The 17,437-nt window shown below is 62.3% G+C and carries 14 protein-coding genes; 2 read left to right on the plus strand and 12 right to left on the minus strand.

Annotated elements, in window-relative coordinates; translation table 11 throughout:
* Positions 1 to 54: 54 nt before the first annotated feature.
* From ACK3EW_RS03625 to ACK3EW_RS03645, 5 genes are all read right to left on the minus strand, one after another.
* On the minus strand, positions 55 to 1,632 hold the full coding sequence (locus ACK3EW_RS03625; RefSeq protein ID WP_493808490.1) for an FAD-dependent monooxygenase: 1,578 nt from the start codon (positions 1,630 to 1,632) through the stop codon (positions 55 to 57).
* Positions 1,629 to 3,074 carry an aldehyde dehydrogenase family protein gene (locus ACK3EW_RS03630; protein WP_493808491.1) on the minus strand — a complete coding sequence of 482 codons (1,446 nt, stop codon included), beginning with the start codon at positions 3,072 to 3,074 and terminating at the stop codon, positions 1,629 to 1,631. Before ACK3EW_RS03630 ends, ACK3EW_RS03625 begins: the two co-directional genes overlap by 4 nt.
* A 27-nt stretch (positions 3,075 to 3,101) precedes the next feature.
* Positions 3,102 to 3,875, minus strand: coding sequence for an IclR family transcriptional regulator (locus ACK3EW_RS03635; protein ID WP_493808492.1), 774 nt, complete (start codon positions 3,873 to 3,875; stop codon positions 3,102 to 3,104).
* On the minus strand, positions 3,872 to 5,791 hold the full coding sequence (locus tag ACK3EW_RS03640) for a TRAP transporter permease (protein WP_493808493.1): 1,920 nt from the start codon (positions 5,789 to 5,791) through the stop codon (positions 3,872 to 3,874). Before ACK3EW_RS03640 ends, ACK3EW_RS03635 begins: the two co-directional genes overlap by 4 nt.
* 78 nt (positions 5,792 to 5,869) lie before the next feature.
* Positions 5,870 to 6,820 (minus strand): TAXI family TRAP transporter solute-binding subunit, encoded by a 951-nt coding sequence (locus ACK3EW_RS03645; protein WP_493808494.1) that lies wholly within the window; start codon positions 6,818 to 6,820, stop codon positions 5,870 to 5,872.
* A gap of 111 nt (positions 6,821 to 6,931) precedes the next feature.
* Between ACK3EW_RS03645 and ACK3EW_RS03650 the strand changes: the two genes are divergently transcribed.
* Positions 6,932 to 8,626 carry a thiamine pyrophosphate-requiring protein gene (locus ACK3EW_RS03650; RefSeq protein ID WP_493808495.1) on the plus strand — a complete coding sequence of 565 codons (1,695 nt, stop codon included), beginning with the start codon at positions 6,932 to 6,934 and terminating at the stop codon, positions 8,624 to 8,626.
* On the plus strand, positions 8,626 to 9,375 hold the full coding sequence (locus ACK3EW_RS03655) for a sulfite exporter TauE/SafE family protein (protein WP_493808496.1): 750 nt from the start codon (positions 8,626 to 8,628) through the stop codon (positions 9,373 to 9,375). The genes ACK3EW_RS03650 and ACK3EW_RS03655 overlap by 1 nt, the downstream gene beginning before the upstream one ends.
* Positions 9,376 to 9,438: 63 nt before the next feature.
* On the opposite strand, the gene ACK3EW_RS03660 is transcribed toward ACK3EW_RS03655, so the two are convergent.
* Genes ACK3EW_RS03660 through ACK3EW_RS03690 form a run of 7 tightly spaced genes read right to left on the minus strand, consistent with a single transcriptional unit; the run spans position 9,439 to position 17,429 of the window.
* A complete protein-coding gene (locus ACK3EW_RS03660) occupies positions 9,439 to 10,989 on the minus strand; it encodes a flotillin family protein (protein ID WP_493808497.1) in 1,551 nt (516 codons plus the stop codon).
* Between the two features lie 23 nt (positions 10,990 to 11,012).
* Positions 11,013 to 12,488, minus strand: coding sequence for an aldehyde dehydrogenase family protein (locus tag ACK3EW_RS03665; protein WP_493808498.1), 1,476 nt, complete (start codon positions 12,486 to 12,488; stop codon positions 11,013 to 11,015).
* A gap of 4 nt (positions 12,489 to 12,492) precedes the next feature.
* Complete coding sequence (locus ACK3EW_RS03670; protein WP_493808499.1) at positions 12,493 to 13,647, minus strand: ABC transporter ATP-binding protein; 1,155 nt, start codon at positions 13,645 to 13,647, stop codon at positions 12,493 to 12,495.
* Positions 13,640 to 14,377 (minus strand): ABC transporter ATP-binding protein, encoded by a 738-nt coding sequence (locus tag ACK3EW_RS03675; protein ID WP_439118456.1) that lies wholly within the window; start codon positions 14,375 to 14,377, stop codon positions 13,640 to 13,642. Before ACK3EW_RS03675 ends, ACK3EW_RS03670 begins: the two co-directional genes overlap by 8 nt.
* Positions 14,374 to 15,309, minus strand: a complete 936-nt coding sequence (locus tag ACK3EW_RS03680; RefSeq protein WP_493808500.1) for a branched-chain amino acid ABC transporter permease — start codon at positions 15,307 to 15,309, stop codon at positions 14,374 to 14,376. Before ACK3EW_RS03680 ends, ACK3EW_RS03675 begins: the two co-directional genes overlap by 4 nt.
* Positions 15,306 to 16,172, minus strand: a complete 867-nt coding sequence (locus ACK3EW_RS03685) for a branched-chain amino acid ABC transporter permease (RefSeq protein ID WP_493808501.1) — start codon at positions 16,170 to 16,172, stop codon at positions 15,306 to 15,308. The genes ACK3EW_RS03680 and ACK3EW_RS03685 overlap by 4 nt, the downstream gene beginning before the upstream one ends.
* A gap of 54 nt (positions 16,173 to 16,226) precedes the next feature.
* The gene (locus ACK3EW_RS03690) at positions 16,227 to 17,429 is read right to left on the minus strand and encodes an amino acid ABC transporter substrate-binding protein (protein WP_493808502.1); all 1,203 of its coding nucleotides are present in this window, start codon (positions 17,427 to 17,429) and stop codon (positions 16,227 to 16,229) included.
* Between the last annotated feature and the right edge of the window lie 8 nt (positions 17,430 to 17,437).

Raw genomic sequence — 17,437 nt, forward strand, 5'->3', positions numbered from 1 at the left:
AGAGCGGCGGATGACCGGGCAGAATAAGGCGACATGCAGTTATAGCGCGCTTGCTCAGTCGCGGGGTTGGCCAATCGCGGCAGACAGGATCTTATGTGCGTTTTCGTCGGAACAGCTGTCGCCAGACCAAGCTACAAACCCATCTGGGCGCACCAATATGATGCTGCGCTCCCAAGCGGTGAACCAGTCTGCTGCACAGTTGGGGACGCCGAGGGGTACAGCCATGGCATCAGCGGCCCGGCTGAACCCCGCCGCGTTGGCCGGATCAGCGCACAGCAGTGTAAATCCTGCACTTAATGAAGCACCTGCCGCGCGCCCTTCCGGCCCGGCTGGAGGCAAGTGGTGGCCTGCGCGTGCAACAAAACTGTGCGATCCCTTGGCACTGGGCGTGCCTTGGCTGCCCGGCACGATCGGAGAGCCTTCGTAGTTCGGCTCAAAATCCTCGACGCCGGAGCCGCCTTCGGCACGCGCTTTCCAAGCTGCCTCGAAGGCGTCAGTGTCCTTTGTCGGGCTGTGCTGGTTCAGGAACTCGCGGTCTTCGCGAATGAAGTTCTCGATGAAATCCCGTGCGGTTGAGGCGAACACCGGTTGGCGTTCCGCGCTATAGCTGTCGAGCAGTGCATCACTGCCCCAGCCTTTGATCCGTGCGGCCAGTTTCCAGCCCAGATTGCGCGCGTCCTCAAAGCCGGTGTTGATCCCGTAGCCGCCATAAGGCGGGTGACTGTGCGCGGCATCTCCGGCAATGAACGCACGTCCGGCGCGATAGGTGTCGGCAAGTGACACGCGCAAGTCCCAGTGGCCGATATGGTCGAACTCGAGCGCGAATTCCTGCCCCACTGCCTTGTGCAAGAGACCGCGGAAATCGAAATTCTCGGCGGTTGTGCCGTAGGGCACTGGCGCGTGGAAAAACCAAGATAACCCGTGATCGACCCGCCCGAAGAACAACCAGTAGCCTTCGTAGTCGGGGTGCAGCACGTTGTAGAACGCCTTGCCCGGATAGCGCGTCAGCAGGTCGTGAAGTTCTTCGGATCGGAACACCAAAAGCGCCATCATGCGGTTGTGGTCGGACAGGGTTTCGCTGATCCCGGCATGTTCGCGGATGAAAGAACGGCTGCCATCGCAGCCGACCACGTAAGATGCGTCTATCACTTGCCGGCCGTCACCATCGCGTTCCGCTATGGTCAGATGCACGGCGGTGTCGGTCATTTCCAGTGATTCACCGTACCAGCCGTACAGAACAGTGATTTCGGGTATTTCCGTGGCTCGCGCGCGCAGCACGCGTTCGGTGGCGTATTGCGGCAGACGGGCGTTTGGCGCGAAGTAATAGTCTTTCACGTTCGACCGGTTGAGCCAGTCATAAGTGTGATCGGAAAGAAGCGTGCCGTAGGCGGTCATGCCCCCGATTCCGCCGCCCTTGGGAATCGGATGGGCGCTGTGCAATTCGTCCTCACATCCCCAAGCCCGGAAATGTTCAGAGGTGCGTTGCGTCAGGTTTTGTCCCTTCGGGATCGGCTGCGGTTCGGGATAGCGTTCTACCACACAGACCTGGATGCCGCGCTGGCCCAATTCGATGGCCAGACCAAGCCCAACAGGCCCACCGCCGTTGATCACGACATCAAAGCTGTCGCTCATGTGCCACCTCCCACCCGTCCGGGTTCGGAATAGATATGTTTGGTTTGCAGGAAGTCATATAGCCCCTCTGGCCCGTGCAAACGCCCGAGGCCGGACTTGCCATAGCCGCCTGTTTCCGCTTCGGCAAAGAGCCTCAGATGCGAATTGATCCACACCGTGCCTGCCCGGATCGCACGTGCCATGCGCAAGGCGCGGTGGTGGTCGGCGGTAAAGACCGACGCGGCGAGGCCGTAAGCAGTGGCGTTTGCCTTGGCGACGGCTTCCTGTTCGTCTGCAAAGGTCTCGATCGACACGATGGGGCCGAACAGCTCTTCCTGCACAAGCGACGACGCGATGTTGTCGATGCGGAACAAGGTCGGTGTCAGGAAGGCCGAGTCCGACAGCGGAGCACCTTTGAGAATGATCTCGCCCTCGTCTCCTGCCTGTTCGATCAGCCTTTCGATCCGCGCGCGGTTGTCCATGTCGATCAGCGATCCCATCTGGCTGTCCGGCTTGTCTCCGGGGCCGACGCGGACTGTCTGGAACGCGGCGGTGATGTGGCTCTCGAACTCTTTGGCGATGGACGTGTGGACAAGGAACCGCGCAGCAGCGACGCAGATTTGCCCCGCCATGGCCAGCGCACCGTGGGTCAATTCATGCACGGCGTGGTCCAGATCGGCATCGGCAAAAATGACCGCTGGAGCTTTGCCGCCCAGTTCCAGCCCGACACGTTTGAGCGTTGGGGCTGCCGCGGCCATGATGGCCTGACCGGTGCGGCTGCTGCCGGTAAAGCTGATCACGTCGATATCCGGCGAAGCGGTTATGGCCTGACCGACCTCGATGCCGTTTTCGTTGACGGAATTGACCACGCCTTTGGGCAGCGATCGGGCCTCTGCAATGGCCTGCATGATGCGCGCATGCACCAGCGGCGTTTGATGCGCGGGCTTGATGACAGCGGTACAGCCTGCGGCAAAAGCCGGAGCGAGCGAGCGCATGAGCAAAGTCACCGGTGCATTCCACGGCACGATGATGCCCGCTACCCCAGCCGCCTCGCGATGAAACAGCGACAGGCTGCCGGGGGTGATTTCCTGCATAGAGCCGCGAATGTCCCGTGCAAGGCCCGCGTAATAGCGTGTCTCGGAAATTGCAGCCATGGTTTCGCCCAAGGCTTCGGCGCAGATCTTGCCATTTTCGGCGACAACCAGATCGGCGATTTCGTCTTTAGCGGCCTCAAGCCGGTCGGCGATTTCCAGCATGGCTTGCGCCCGCAGGCGTGGGGCACGCGCCCAATCCGTGCCAAAGAACGCTGCGCGTGCGGCGGCGGCAGCGGAGTTGGCCAGATCAGTGCTGCCGCGATGGTATTGGCCCAAAGGCAGCAGCGTGGCCGGGTTCAAGCTGTGGTCCAACGGGCCATCGCCAATCCAGTCGCCAGCGATGTAATGCCGTGCAGGGTCAAGGGTCATGTGGTTCTCCGGGTCGGTCATCATTCATCAGGCGCTTGCGCGGGCAGAAGGCAGTGTCAGAGCGTCCGAGATCGCCTCGGCATGGTCGCGGATGGCGTCACGCAGCGCGGCAAGCTGATCTTTGGTCAAGGTGGTCTCTTCGGTGGACAGGCACAGCGCCCCGATCGGCGTGCCATCGCCTGCAAGGATCGGGGCCGCAACACCCACCAGTCCGGGCGTGACTTCGCCCCGCGCGGTGGCGACCCGGTCACGGCGGATGCGCTTTAATTCTGTAAGCACTGCGTCTTTGGTTGAACCAATACCCGACGTGACAAAGGCATTCAGAAAATCACTGACCAGCGCCGCCCGATCCTTGGGCGGCAGAAAGGCGACAATGGCGCGGCTGACCGCCCCTTTGCCAATCGGCATCGGACGTCCACGCGGATAGGATGAACGCGGTTCTGGCGCCGATACCTGTGATGCAACGCATAGCATTTTCTGGTCGTAGAACCGCACGACAAAGGCAGAGCCGACAAACGCAGCAGCGAGCGCGTCCAGATGTGGATCGGCAATCTTGATCAAGGGGTCGGACCGCCGCATCAGGAAATCCAACTCGGTCACGCGCGGGCCCAAAGTGTAGCCTGCTTGCGGTAGTGACACGAGGTATCCCGCATCCTTGAGCGTCTTGAGGTAGCGATAAAGCGTTGGGCGGGAAAAGCCCAAAGCCTGCATCATGTCTTCCGGTGTCCATTCGGGCGTCTCTTCCGAGAACAATCCGAGGATGGCCAACAGGCGTTCACCAGAGCCAGAAACCGATCTCATTGCGCCTCCTCCGGTGCCAAGGGTGCCGCGCGGCGTCGGAAAACCTCGCTCCCGATGAGAGCCAGCCCCAATACAACGCCTGCCGCATCCGTTAGGATTGCGCCCTCAAATGCACCAGCGGGCACCAGTGCCATCAGCCCAGTGGCAACGAACAACAGCCGTTTCAGTGGCGACAGGCGGTCCGAGAAATACCCCGCCAATCCAGCCGAAACCAACCAGACGCCCAAGCCTGCGGTGATCACAGCAAAGATGATCTCGCCGGTTTCACCGATCAGGATCAGCGACGGGCTGAACACAAAGAGCACCGGGATCACGTATGCAGCCCAGCCGAACCGCATCGCGGCCCAGCCCGTGGCCATGGCGGGGGCCTTGGCGATGGCAGCGGCGGCAAAAGCGCCCATCGCGATGGGGGGCGTGATCATCGACATCATGCCGAAATAGAGCACGTAGAGATGCGCCGCGATGGGTTCGATCCCAACCTCGATCAGGGCAGGGGCAACCAGAGCGGCCAAGAGGACGTAGACGCCCAGAGTGGGCAGACCCATGCCGAGGATGATACAAACCACCGCCGATAGCGCGAGCAGCAGCACCGCGCTGCCGCCGCCGACCTGCACCAGCGCATAGGTCAGGTTAAAGCTTAGGCCGGTGATGTTGAGCACACCGATCACCATGCCCGAGGCAGCCGAGATCAGCAGGATTTCGACCACGCCGTGCCCGGTGCGGGCAAAGCTGCCGAACAGCGCGCGCAGCGTCGGACGTGCGCCGCGATAGCCGAAGACCAAGGCGGTCGCACAGAGTGCCAGCGCTGACCAGAGGGCCGCGCGTTCGGGTTGGTAGCGCAACCAAAAGAGCAGGTAGATCAGGACCGCAAAGGCAGAGGCGAAATGCAGGCCGACAAACACGGTACGACGGGCTGGGATCTCGGATTCGGGCACGCGCTGAATGCCCATCTTGGCCGCTTCCAGATCGGCCTGGATGAACAGGGCCACGTAATAGAGGATCGCGGGCAGCAAAGCCGCCATCACGATCTGGCTGTAGGGAATGGCGAGGAACTCGGCCATCAAGAAGGCCGACGCGCCCATAACCGGCGGCATGAGCTGCCCTCCGGTGGAGGCCACGGCCTCGATCGCACCCGCCTTGTGGGCCGGGTAGCCATCGCGTTTGATCATCGGGATGGTGACCACGCCGGTGCCCACCACGTTGGCCACGGCAGAGCCCGAGATCGACCCGAAAAGACCCGAGGCCAGAACCGAGATCTTCATCGACCCGCCGCGAAACCGGCCCATGCCGATCATCGCTGCATCGGTGAAAAACTGCGACCCGCCGGTGATGCCCAACAGCACACCGAACAGGATGAAGGCGATCACCACGGTTGCAGCGACGGACATGGGAAGGCCCAAAACGCCGTTTGAATCGACCGCCAGATAGCCAGTCAGCAATTGCCAGTTTTGCGGTCTGCCCTGCAAGCGTCCGGGGATCAGGTCTCCGAACAGCGCATAGAGCAGGAAGGCTGCGATGATAATGACCAGCGCCCAACCGGTCGCGCGGCGGAGCGTTTCCAGCAGCAGCACGATGATGATGAGGCTGGGAATCCACAGCTCGGGTGGGCGGGCGAAGATCATCAGCACTAGGTCGGGATATGCGACCGCCACATACCCAAGTGCAGCCATCGACAGGCCCGCAAGGATCAGGTCGTAGAGCGGCACGCCCTCCCGTTCGGTTCCACGTCGGGCGGGCAGGGTGAGAAACGCCAACGGCAGGGCAAAGAACAGCACGCCTGCGAAAAACTGCTGCGGATAAAGGTCGAGCCCCAGCTTGCGCTGCATCGACAGCGCCCAACCTACTGCCAGTAGGACAAGGCACGCTGCAAAGAGATCGGCCAAAGGGGTCGCAAGGCGTGCGGGCAGGGCAGGCATGGCTGTTATGATATCCGTGATCGTTCGAGGTCAGGCAGATAAAGCGCGCGCCCGCAGATCGGGGCGCGCGCCGGGAGCTTAGTTCAGGCCCACTTCCTCGAAAAAGCGCAGCGCGCCGGGGTGGTATTCCGCGACGCCCTGTTCGCCTTTCATGTCCGCAGGCTTGAAGGCGCGGAACGGCGGGAAGGTGTCGGACATGACTTGGGCGTTTTCATACATTGCCTTGGTCATTGCATAGACCACATCATCCGAAGCGCCCGCGTGGGTGAAGACGACCTGCGGGAAGGCGATATAAACCGTGTCTTCAAGCACGCCGGGCATTGCGCCTGCGGGCAGGGTGGTGAAAAACGCGGTTGGCCAATGTTCACGGGCCGCGGCCAATGCGGCATCGCTGTCATCTTCGACACCCAGCGCGCGCAGGCCGCCCACGGCGGCATCCGCCTCGCGGACCTTGCCTGCACCATGGGCGAAGATGAAGCCGACCGTGTCACCCGCCATGAAGGCATCAGCCCCGGCCACGACGCTGGCGACCGAGACTTTTTCGACATCGTCGCGGGTCATGCCGGCGGTGGCATAGAACGCGGCAAGCTGCGGCAGGATGGTGTTCTGCGCGGTGTAGCCATCGGTCATCGGCTGACCCTTAAGATCCGACACCTTCATGATGTCGCTGTCGGCGCGCACGAAGATCGCTTCGACCAATGGCATCAGGTGCGCGACGACGCGCAGGTTCGGGTTGGTGCGGCCCCCCCACCAGGCGTCGCCGTTGACGGCATAATCGACCTCTTGCAGGTTCGCGACGCCGAATTCGATGCCGCCCTGATCAATGAATGGAATGAACTGGTTGGGGCTGGTGGCAGGCTGGATCGTGGTGTTGAGCCCAGCAGCGTTGGCGGCGTTCGCCACGGCAGTGCCGATATTGTGGAACAGTGATCCCGGGTTCGATGTGGCGATGCCGACATTCTGCGCACTGGCCGATGTGGCAAGGGTTGCGCCTAGAAATACCGCCGCCGCGGTGAGTAGCGTCTTCATGGTTGTCCTCCCAAATGTGGTTCTCGTTTGGGTTAGAATCCTAATTATTGAGAATAAGTTGACTTTACGAAGTGGCGGCGGAATATCAAGCCAGAGATTCAGGGAGGATGTATGTTAGACCAAACGGCGCGCCCCAAGACGGGCGGCGAAGCGCTTTTGATGGCCCTGAAAGCCTCTGGCATTGACTATCTGTTCGCCAATGCGGGAACGGATTTTCCGCCGATTATCGAGGGGCTTGCACGTCTTTCTGAAAGCGATGTGCCAACTCCGGTGACTGTCCCGCACGAAACAGCGGGCATGGCGATGGCACATGGGCATTGGCTGGTCACGGGGCGGCCACAGGCGGTGATGGTGCATGTGAATGTCGGTTTGGCGAATGCCGTCATGGGCGTGATCAACGCCGCGTCCGACAATGTTCCGGTGTTTGTGCTGTCGGGCCGCACGCCTTTGACGGAATCGGGGCGCAAAGGTGGGCGGATGACGCCGATCCAGTACGGGCAGGAGATGTATGACCAGACCAGCCTTGTACGTGACGTGGTCAAGTTCGACTACGAACTGCGCTATCCCGAACAGGCCGACAGCGTGACCAAGCGCGCGGCGTCTCTGATGGTCAGCGCGCCCGAGGGGCCGGTTTACATGAGCCTGCCCAAGGAACCCCTGACCGAGGCGTTGCCGGACGGTTTTGCGCCTGTGCCGGTTCCCGCCACTGCAACACCCGCTGTACCGGATGCGGATGCGATAGCGACATTGGCGGCGTGGATTGCCGAGGCTCAGTCTCCGGTGGTCCTGTGCCAACGCAGCGATCCACAGGGCAGGGTGTCGGCGCTTCTGTCGCGCTGTGCCGAGGCGTTCGGCCTTGCCGTGTCGGAACCGTTCAGCATCCGCAATGTGCTGGCCTCGGATGATCCTGCCCTGCTGGGCTACAATCCCAAAGCCGCCACGGCAGAGGCTGATCTGGTGATCGTTCTGGACAGCGGTGTGCCGTGGATCGAAGCGGTCAGCGCGCCCGGCAAGCACGTGCGTGTCGCGCATATAGGCCCGGACCCGTTGTTCCGCCGGATGCCCGTGCGCGGCTATCGTACCGATCTGGCGATCACTTCTGATCCGGTGATGGCGCTTGAGGCGCTGTTGTCGCATGAGCCGGACGCCGCTGCCGGCGAACGGCGGCAGAGCGTCCACGCCAAGGTGGCCGCGCTTCGCAATGCTGTGCCGAAACCCGGCGCCGGCGGCGACGGTCCGATGACCGCCGAATGGATGAGCGCCTGTATCTCGGACATCATGGATGACAGCGCGGTGGCGTTTTCCGAACTGGGGCTGCTTTTGCCGCATATGCACCTAAAAGGTCCGAACCGTGTGTTCTCCAACGTCCATGCAGGCGGTCTGGGTTGGGCCATGCCTGCCGCCCTGGGTGCGCAACTGGCCGACCGGGACCGTCTGGTGATTGCCTGCGTGGGCGACGGGTCCTACATGTTCGCTAACCCCGTTGCCTGTCACCAGATCGCCGAGGCGCTGGGCCTGCCCATTCTGACCATCATCAAGAACAACGCGATGTGGAACGCGGTGCGGCGGTCCGTGGTCAAGGGCTACCCGGACGGTGCGGCGGTGCGGCAGAACCGCATCCCGCTGACCTCGCTTGAACCGCTGCCGGACTTCACGCAGGTGGCTCGTGCCAGCCGGGCGCATGCCGAACGGATCGAGAGGGGCGCAGACCTGCCCGCAGCCCTGCGCCGCGCGGTCGAGATCATTCGCACCGAGCGCCGTCAGGTGTTGCTCGATCTGTCGGTTTCGGCGTCGGACGATCATTGATGGATCCTGTGTCTTTGGCCTTTGCCTTTGTCGGCATCCTGCTGGGCGGGTTCCTCAAGGGAGCCACCGGGGCGGGCGCGCCGGTTGTGGGTGTGCCGGTTCTGGCCATCGTGTTCGACGTGCCGATGGCGGTGGCGATCTTTTCCGTGCTGAACCTCTGCACCAATATCTGGCAAAGCTGGGCCTTCCGGTCTGAGGTGACAGAGCATCGCTTTGTCTGGAGCTTTGCGGCGATGGGGGCCATTGGGGCTGTGCTTGGGTCGATTCTGCTGGCGTCCCTGCCAGTGCCGTTGTTGATGGGGGCGCTTGCGTTTGTAGTGTTCGCCTATATCGGCTTGCGGCTGTCGCGACCCAACTGGGTGTTGCCGCGGGAACGTGGGCGGCAGATGGGGCCTTACGTGGGTCTGATCGGTGGCGTCATGCAAGGGGCGGGCGGGTTGTCTGCGCCGGTGTCGATCACCTTTCTGAATGCGCTGAACCTGCCCCGTAAGGAGTTTATCGCGACGATTGCGATCTTTTTTCTGGCCATGTCGCTCACTCAGGTGCCTGCGCTTTGGACACTTGGCATCCTTACCTTGGACCGCTTGTTGCTTGCGTTTCTCGCGCTGATCCCGATGTTTCTGGGCATCCCCATCGGAGCGTGGGCGGCGCGGTTCCTGTCGAAACAGGCGTTTGACCGGGTGATCCTGTCGCTTCTGGCTGTGATCGCGGTCAAGCTGATCTGGGACGCGGTGCAAGCGGGTCTTTGATCGATCCACCATAGCAAAGCGCCACCCCGGTTGGGGTGGCGCAGCGCAAGACACGAGAGTGTCTCAAGCTTTTTTGTCGGCCTCCGGCAGAACTCCGTCCAGATTGACCCCGATCTGATCGCCGATCTTCTTCATTGCTGGCAGGGCCACGGCCATATCGAGGATCGAGTCGATGGTCTGGCTGACAGGCGATGTGCTGCCGCCGCCATCTGATTTGCCCAGACCTGTGACGTGGTTGATGTTGATGCCCCGGATTTTCTCGGCCGGTTTCACCATTTCGGCAAGGATCTTGGGCATCGCCTCCAACCGCGCCTTTTCCAGCTCCATCGACATGAGTTCCTTGGATCGGGTGTTCTCGGCCTTGATGCGCTCGGCTTCGGCCTCGGCCTCGGCGGTCTTGTAGACCTTCATCGACGCCGCTTCTTCGCGGCGGATGACGCCCTTGGCTTTGGCGACCTCCTGATCCGCGATCGACGTGATGCGGGCGCGTTCGGCGTTGGCTTCGGCATCCTGTTGTGCGGCCAGCAGCGCCAGCGCCTTGCGCCGTTCGGCTTCGGCCATCTCGCGCAATGTCTGGATCTCTTCCTCGGCTTTGACCAGTTGAGCGCGGGCCATCGTTGCCTCGGCACGCGCCTTGGACTCTTCCTCGCTCTTGGCAGCGGTCTGGATGACCTTCTCCTGCTCTGCGATTTCCAGCGCCCGGAGTTGCGCGATCTCGGCCTCGCGAACCTGCAATTCGCGCTGGATCGAGGTGGCCTGGATTTCCTGCTCCATCCGGATGCGGGCCTGCGCTGCCTCTCGTTCCGCATCAGCCTTCCGACGGGCCACTTCGGTCAATTGCGCGGCCAGCAGGGTTTCGATTTCCTGCGTCTGCGCGATCTCGGCACGGCGTTCCCCCAGTTCGATCTCTAGCCTGCGCTGGCTTGCCTGAACCTCGGCGCGGCGCACGGCGACGGCAGTTTCGCCTTCGATCTCGGCGCGTTCCTTCTTGGACTTGGCAATCACCTCGGCCAGCTTGCGCATGCCGACGGCGTTGAAGGCGTTGTTCTCGTCCAGCGACGAAAAGGGCGTCTGATCGAGCGCGGTCAAAGACACGCTGTCCAATTGCAGGCCGTATTTCACCAGCGTGTCGGCCAGAGCTTCATGCACCTCGCGCACAAATTCGGAGCGGTTCTCGTGCAATTCGTCCATCGTCATCTGCGCCGCGACGGACCGCAGGGCGTCGACCATCATCCCGTCGATCAGCGCCTTGAGCTGATCCGGCTGGAACGTGCGTTTGCCCAGCGTTTGCGCCGCACGCACGATGGCGGCGTCTTCGGGCAGGACCGAGGCGTAGAATTCAGCACCCACGTCGATGCGCATCCGGTCCTTGGTGATCAGTGCGCTGTCGCCCGCGCGGGTGACTTCCATGCGGATCGTCTGCATGTTGACGCGGCTGATCTCGTGAAAGAACGGAATGGCCAGTGTGCCGCCGTCGATCACAACCTTCCGACCACCGACCCCGGTGCGGACAAGGCTGATTTCATTGGTGGCGCGTTCATAGAACCACGCGGCCAGCACAACCACGACGGCGGCGATGACCAGAAGCAGGATGATCCATCCAAGGGCTGTCATGTGTAATCCTCCCTAAACGCTGATCAAAAGACCGGCGGGTAATGGCGACCGCCGCGTTCGAGCGTGATCCACCTGAGTTCCGTAAACGCATCCAGCGACCAGCGCCCACCATAACGGCCCACACCCGACGCCTTGACCCCGCCGAACGGCACCTGCGGTTCGTCGTTGATGTTCTGATCGTTGACATGGACCATCCCGGTCTCAAGCCGCCCGGCCATGCGAAGGGCGCGGCCTTCATTGGCGGTCCAGACAGCGGCGGTCAGGCCGTATTCGGTGTCGTTGTTCATCTCGATCGCCTCGTCCTCGGTACGGAACGGTGCCACGATGACGACGGGTCCAAAGGTTTCGTCGTGCCAGATGTCCATCGACCGGTCGACATGGGTCAGCACAGTGGGTTCGACAAAATTCTCCCACGCATTTCCCCCTAGGGCGAGATGTGCACCTTTGGCGACCGCGTCGTCGATCAGTGCTTTCACACGGTGCGCCTGACGGGTGTTCACCAGAGGGCCAATGACGTTGGTCTTGTCGTTGACATGCCCGGTCTTGAGCTTGGCCGCGCGGGCCAGGAATTTCTGCATGAACGGCTCGTAAACGCTGTCGTGGATCAGCAGCTTTTCGGTCGACATACACACCTGACCCTGGTGCATGAAGCTGCCGAAGTTGGCGGCCTCTGCGGCCTTTTCGAGATCGGCATCTTCCAGCACGATCATCGAATCCTTGCCGCCCAGTTCGACGCAGCACTTCTTAAGATGCGCACCGCATTTGGCCGCGATGTGGCGACCCACGGCTGTAGACCCGGTGAATGAGATGGCCTTGACCCGGTGGTCCTCGATCAGCGCGTCACCTACTTCGCCGACGCTCTCGCGCGAACAGGTGATAACGTTGAACACACCCGGTGGAACACCCGCTTCCTCAAGAACCTCGGCATGGAACAGACCACCAGAATAGGGTGTGTCTTCGGACGGTTTCAGCACAACGCAATTGCCAGCCGCCAACGCTGCTGCATAGCCGCGCGAGGTCAGGATGCCGGGCATGTTCCAAGGCGAAATCACGCCGACCACACCCAACGGCCAACGCGTGGCCATCGACACCTTGCCATCAGCCGAGGGCAGGACTTCGCCGGTGGATTGGTAACAAAGCGATGCAGAGGTGCGGAAAATCTCGGCCACAAAGCCTGCCTCGAAAACCCCCTTGCCGTACCAGCCGCCGCCTTCGTGCATCACGGCGTGGATAAAGTCGTCCTTGCGGCTTTCCCACACATCCGCGATGCGCAGCAGCATCTTGGCGCGCTCTTGGAAATTGCGCCCCGACCATTCGGGGAACGCGGCCTGTGCTGCGGAAATGGCGCGGTCCATGTCGGTCGCGCTGCCATCGGGGATGCGGGCGAAGAGCGAATTGTCCGACGGGTTCAGGTCATCAAAGGTGCGGGCGGCGGGCACCCAGCTTCCTCCGATATAGAGGCCTCGGATGGTTGGAGCAGACGACGTCGTATCGAGCATGGCGTTATCTCCTTGGCTTGTAGGTTTCAGCGCGGCGAGCTGCCGCTTCGATGTCTTCGATCATGGCACGCAGCCGGTCCGAGGATGAGGCGAAGTCGGGGATGGCGGGCTGCGCCGGTCGCGAGGGTTGAGTTGCGGCAGCTGTTGGCACCGGGGCGCGAGGTGGCGGCGTGGCCCCATTCCGACGCGACGATGCGGCGTTGGCTTTGGCGACCATATCCGCGATGTTCGGTGCGTTTGGTTTGGGCGCCGGTGCCGCGCCGTTTGTTACGGGTGTCGGCTTTGGTGCCGGTGCGGCAGGTTGCATAGGTCGGGCAGGCCGCGCCGGAGCGCTTACCGATTTCATCGCCGCTGCTGCGATGTCGCTAGGCTTTGGCCCCGCCGCAGGACGCGGGCTTGCGGGTTTCGGCATGGCCGCCGGGGCAGGGCGCTTGGCCCCGGTCGCCGCGCCACTACCGCCCAGATAGGCTTTCTGCACAGCCGGGTCATTGGCCAGCCGCTCTGCATCATCCTCGTGCACGATGGTTCCGTTCTCCAATAGATACCCGCGATCCGCGATGCGCAGGCTTTGCTTGGCGTTCTGTTCAACCAGCAAAATGCCCAGCCCCGCCTGTTTCACCACGCGCAGGCTTTCGAACAGATCCTTGCAAAGCAGCGGCGACAGGCCAAGTGAGGGCTCGTCCAGCGCAAGGATCGACGGATTCGACATCATCGCGCGGCCTATGGCGACCATTTGCTGTTCGCCCCCCGACATGGTGCGCACGGTCTGTTTGCGGCGTTCGCCCAGCTTGGGAAACAACGACAACACCCGTTGCAGATTGCCCGCCTCATCATCCCGCGCCCGTTCGGCGTAAGCGCCAAGCGTCAGGTTTTCCTCGACCGTCAGATCGCTGAACACACCACGCCCCTCGGGGACCAAGGCGATTCCAGCTTCCACGATTTTGTGCGGTTTCTCTCCGACCAGATCGCTGTTTTCCAGTAACGCCTCACCCGACACATGCCCCTCGCAAATCCCGCAGACCGCCTTGAGCAGCGTCGATTTCCCGGCACCGTTCGCCCCAAGGATGACGACGATTTCCCCCTTTCCGACGCGCAAAGATGCGCCGTCCAAGGCGCGGTGCTTGCCATAGCTGACGGACAGATTGCGGACCTCAAGCATCGTCATCCCCCAGATAGGCGCGGATCACTTCGGGATCGGACAGCACCTCTTCGGGCGTCCCTTCGGCGATCTTGGTGCCGGTGGACATGACCACGCAGCGATCACACAGCGACCGGATCGCGTCCATCACGTGTTCCACCAGAATGATCGTGCGCCCCTCGTCGCGCAGCCGTTTGATGAGGGTGATGCCTTCTTCAAGCTCGGTCGGGTTCAGCCCCGCCAGCCATTCGTCGAGCAGCAAAACCTTGGGTTCCGACGCCAGCACGCGGGCCAGTTCGACACGTTTGGTGTCGATATAGGTCAGCTCGCCGACATGGGCGTTCGCCCGGCGGTCCAGCCCTACCAGCGCCAGCATCCGCAGCGCATGGGCATCCGCCTCGGCCCCCCATCGGCGGCGATGGCCGAACACGGCCCCGGCACGTACGTTTTCCAGAACCGTCATCGACGGCAGCAGGCGCACCAGTTGGAACGTCCGGGCAATCCCGCGACGGGCGATGTCGGCGGCGGACAGGTGCGAAATCGGCGCCCCACGCAGGGAAATCGTGCCCTCGGTCGGTTTCAACGCGCCGGAGATCAGGTTCAGCGTCGTTGACTTTCCCGACCCATTGGGGCCGATCAGACCCAGCACCTCGTGCTCGGTCACGTCGAAATCCATGTCATTCACGGCGACAAGCCCGCCGAACCGTTTGGTCGCGCCGCGCAAAGACAGAACTGTGGGACCGGTTGTCATGCAAATGCCTCCCGTTCCCGCATCTTGCGTTTGCCGCTTTCGATCAGGCCGACAAACCCGCGCGGCAGCAGGTAGACGATGACAAGGAAGCTCAGACCCAGCAGCAGCGTGGTCTGGTTCGGGAAACTGGCCGAGATTGCCTCCCACAGAAGGGTGAAGGGGATCACGCCGACCAGCGGCCCCCACAACCGACCCGTGCCGCCCAAGAGTGCCATGATCACCACGAGGAAGGACAGCATCGGCGTAAAGGCCAGCGCAGGTTCGATGTAGATGTAACGCGGTGCCAGCATCGACCCGACCACGGCTGCGGTGGCTCCGGACACCATGAACAGCAGGATCTTGGCGCGCGAGGTGTTGATACCGGAATGGCGCGCGACCTCTTCATCATCCCCGATGATGCGCAACGCGAAGCCAAGGCGTGACCGTCCGATGGCCCAGCCGGTCAGATAGACGATTGCGGCCAGCACCAGCAGTTGCCAGTAGATGTGGACCTCGGTGATGTCGGTCAGAACGTAAAGGCCCTTTTGCCCCGACACGTTCTGTCCCCATGTCACCACCTGCCGCACCAGTTCGGCCAGACCCAGCGTGAAGATCACGAAATAGACCCCGGACAGGCGCAGCGTCGCAAGACCCACCAGCGCCGCCAGAACTGCGCCCAGAATGGCAGCGATGGGCAGCGTCACCCAGTAGTTCAGCCCGTTCTCGATCCCGATGGCGGTGGTGTAGGTGCCAAGGCCGAAGAACGCGGCAGTGGCCAGTGAGATGTAATGCGTCGGGCCAGAGAAGAGCGCCCAGCTTGTCGCCAGAACGGCATACATCGCGATGGTGATTCCGATGGACAGCATATAGGCGTCGCCGGTCAGCGGCAGGCAGGCGGCAACCGCCAGCAAAACCGCCGAAAGCGTAATGGATTGCCAATCGCGCTTGGTCATGTCGTGCGCCTCCCGAACAGGCCCTGCGGACGGAAGAGCAGGATGAGGACAAAGAGCAGATAGGCTGCAGCCAGTGTCAGACCGGGATCGATCAACGTGGCCACGAAGGTCTCCAGGATACCCAGCAACAGCGCCGCCACGATGGTGCCGCGTACATCGCCCACGCCGCCCATGATGACGATCACCAGCGCTTTGAGCGTGAACATCACGCCGGTTGAGGCATCCAGCGTCAGGAAGGTGGAAATGAGCGCACCGCCGACAGCCGTGACCGCGCCACCCAGCGCAAAGGCGAGCGCCGACAGTTTCGGCACGTCGATGCCAACCAGCCGCGCGCTTTTCGGATCAACCGCAATCGCCCGGATCGACATGCCTGCGCGGGTGCGGTTCAGCCAAAGCCACAGCTCGCCGCAGATGATCACCGCCGCCACCGCCGCCGTCACGCGGTTCAGCGCGTAGGTGTCTCCGATCAGAGTGATGGGACGGGCGAGGTAGGAATAGGAAAAGTAGTCACCGCCAAACAGCGCCAGCATGATGCCGACCGATACGAAGGCGAGGCCAAAGGTGGTCAGGATCGCGTCGACCTCAAGCTGACCATGCGACTTGGCGCGGTTCACCAGTGGGCGGAGCATCACGACATAGATCAGCCAGTTCAACCCAAAGGCCAGAGGCGCCACGATGAAGAGCGTCAACAGCGGGCTGACCTGTGCCGCCGTGTAAAACCAGAAGGCCGCAAAGCCACCCGCCACAAGGAATTCCCCATTGGCGAGGTTCATGATCCTTGCCATGCCATATTGCAGGTTCAGCCCCATCGCGATCAGCGCGTAGGTGCCGCCCAGCAAAAGCCCTGTGATCAGAATATCCATGTGGTCTCCGGGTTAGGTGTGGATGGCCCCGGACCTGCCGGGGCCAACGCGGGATTATTCCCAGCCAGTCTTGGGCATTGCGGGTACGGCGCCGTCGCGACCGGTCGAGGCCACGCCTTTGAACACGCCGCCCTGCCACTGGCCCACGGTCCAGTACTCGGCGTTCGAGTTGTTCTCGTCCCATGTGATCGGGCCGATGATCGTGTCGAAGTCGTTGTTGGCGATGTATTCCGCCACAGCCGCCTTGTCCGTGGTGCCAGCGCCTTCGATGGCCTGTTGCAGGATCTGGAACGACGTGTATGCCGGGGCCGAGGCCCAGAAGTCCGGCTTAGCACCGGTCACAGCCTCGTGCCGTGCGGCGTAATCCTTGAACGCGTCGCCATCGGCAAATACGCCACCGGCACCCAGTACGCCTTCGGCAGCGGCTCCGAACCGTGCACCGTAGGACGGGAATGCGGTGGCCACGGCTGTGTAGAACGCCTTGGGCGCGAGACCCGCGATCTGCGCCTGTTCGGTCAGGCCGAACGTGTCAGGCGGGTAGGACCAGGCAACAAATGCGTCTGGGTTCGAATCCCGTGCACCATTGATGACCGGGGACAAATCCTGTGTGCCCAGCGGATAGGAGGAGTCGTAGACAATCTCGAACCCGGCAGCCTCGAATTGCGGACGGGCTGCTTCGGCCAGTTCGATGCCGAATGCGTCCGCCACGTTGACCATGGCGACCGAGTTGCCGATCTCTCCGGCGTCGCGCATCTGGGTCAAAACGTCAACGACGCCACCCGCAAGGCCGGTTGCGCCGCCCAGCAGGAAATACATGTTCGGGAATTTGCCGGACAGGTCTGCAATCTGGTCGGAAATCGCTGTGTGCGTGACCATCGGATAGCCATAGCGTTCAAAGATAGGTGCCGCCGCGATGTTCAGGCCGGTCCCATAGGGTGCGAGGATGAAATCCGCTTCGTCCTGCGTCGCCAGTCGCTGCACTGCCTTGATGGTCTCACCCGGGTTGGTCTGGTCATCGTATTCGATGATCTCGACCATCATCTTGGTGCCACCCACGTCGATGCCACCGGCTTCGTTCACGTCATGTGCCCAAAGCTGGACGTTCGGCCAGAACGTGACTGCGCCACCGCCCGCGAGCGGGCCGGTCTTCGGGCCAACCGCGCCGATTTTCAGCGTCTCTTGTGCGGCAAGCGGGCCACTTAATGCGGTGGCAACGGTCAGGGCCGCGGCCAATCCGAAAAGGTTTCTGCGTTTCATGTGTCGTC

Source organism: Marivita sp. NO-S04, assembly GCF_059070475.1.

What these genes read in the sequence shown, in the direction of transcription:
- ACK3EW_RS03625 (WP_493808490.1), bottom strand. Translation starts at nt 1,632, where the DNA reads ATGAGCGACAGCTTTGATGTCGTGATCAACGGCGGTGGGCCTGTTGGG.
- ACK3EW_RS03630 (WP_493808491.1), bottom strand. Translation starts at nt 3,074, where the DNA reads ATGACCCTTGACCCTGCACGGCATTACATCGCTGGCGACTGGATTGGC.
- ACK3EW_RS03635 (WP_493808492.1), bottom strand. Translation starts at nt 3,875, where the DNA reads ATGAGATCGGTTTCTGGCTCTGGTGAACGCCTGTTGGCCATCCTCGGA.
- ACK3EW_RS03640 (WP_493808493.1), bottom strand. Translation starts at nt 5,791, where the DNA reads ATGCCTGCCCTGCCCGCACGCCTTGCGACCCCTTTGGCCGATCTCTTT.
- ACK3EW_RS03645 (WP_493808494.1), bottom strand. Translation starts at nt 6,820, where the DNA reads ATGAAGACGCTACTCACCGCGGCGGCGGTATTTCTAGGCGCAACCCTT.
- ACK3EW_RS03650 (WP_493808495.1), top strand. Translation starts at nt 6,932, where the DNA reads ATGTTAGACCAAACGGCGCGCCCCAAGACGGGCGGCGAAGCGCTTTTG.
- ACK3EW_RS03655 (WP_493808496.1), top strand. Translation starts at nt 8,626, where the DNA reads ATGGATCCTGTGTCTTTGGCCTTTGCCTTTGTCGGCATCCTGCTGGGC.
- ACK3EW_RS03660 (WP_493808497.1), bottom strand. Translation starts at nt 10,989, where the DNA reads ATGACAGCCCTTGGATGGATCATCCTGCTTCTGGTCATCGCCGCCGTC.
- ACK3EW_RS03665 (WP_493808498.1), bottom strand. Translation starts at nt 12,488, where the DNA reads ATGCTCGATACGACGTCGTCTGCTCCAACCATCCGAGGCCTCTATATC.
- ACK3EW_RS03670 (WP_493808499.1), bottom strand. Translation starts at nt 13,647, where the DNA reads ATGCTTGAGGTCCGCAATCTGTCCGTCAGCTATGGCAAGCACCGCGCC.
- ACK3EW_RS03675 (WP_439118456.1), bottom strand. Translation starts at nt 14,377, where the DNA reads ATGACAACCGGTCCCACAGTTCTGTCTTTGCGCGGCGCGACCAAACGG.
- ACK3EW_RS03680 (WP_493808500.1), bottom strand. Translation starts at nt 15,309, where the DNA reads ATGACCAAGCGCGATTGGCAATCCATTACGCTTTCGGCGGTTTTGCTG.
- ACK3EW_RS03685 (WP_493808501.1), bottom strand. Translation starts at nt 16,172, where the DNA reads ATGGATATTCTGATCACAGGGCTTTTGCTGGGCGGCACCTACGCGCTG.
- ACK3EW_RS03690 (WP_493808502.1), bottom strand. Translation starts at nt 17,429, where the DNA reads ATGAAACGCAGAAACCTTTTCGGATTGGCCGCGGCCCTGACCGTTGCC.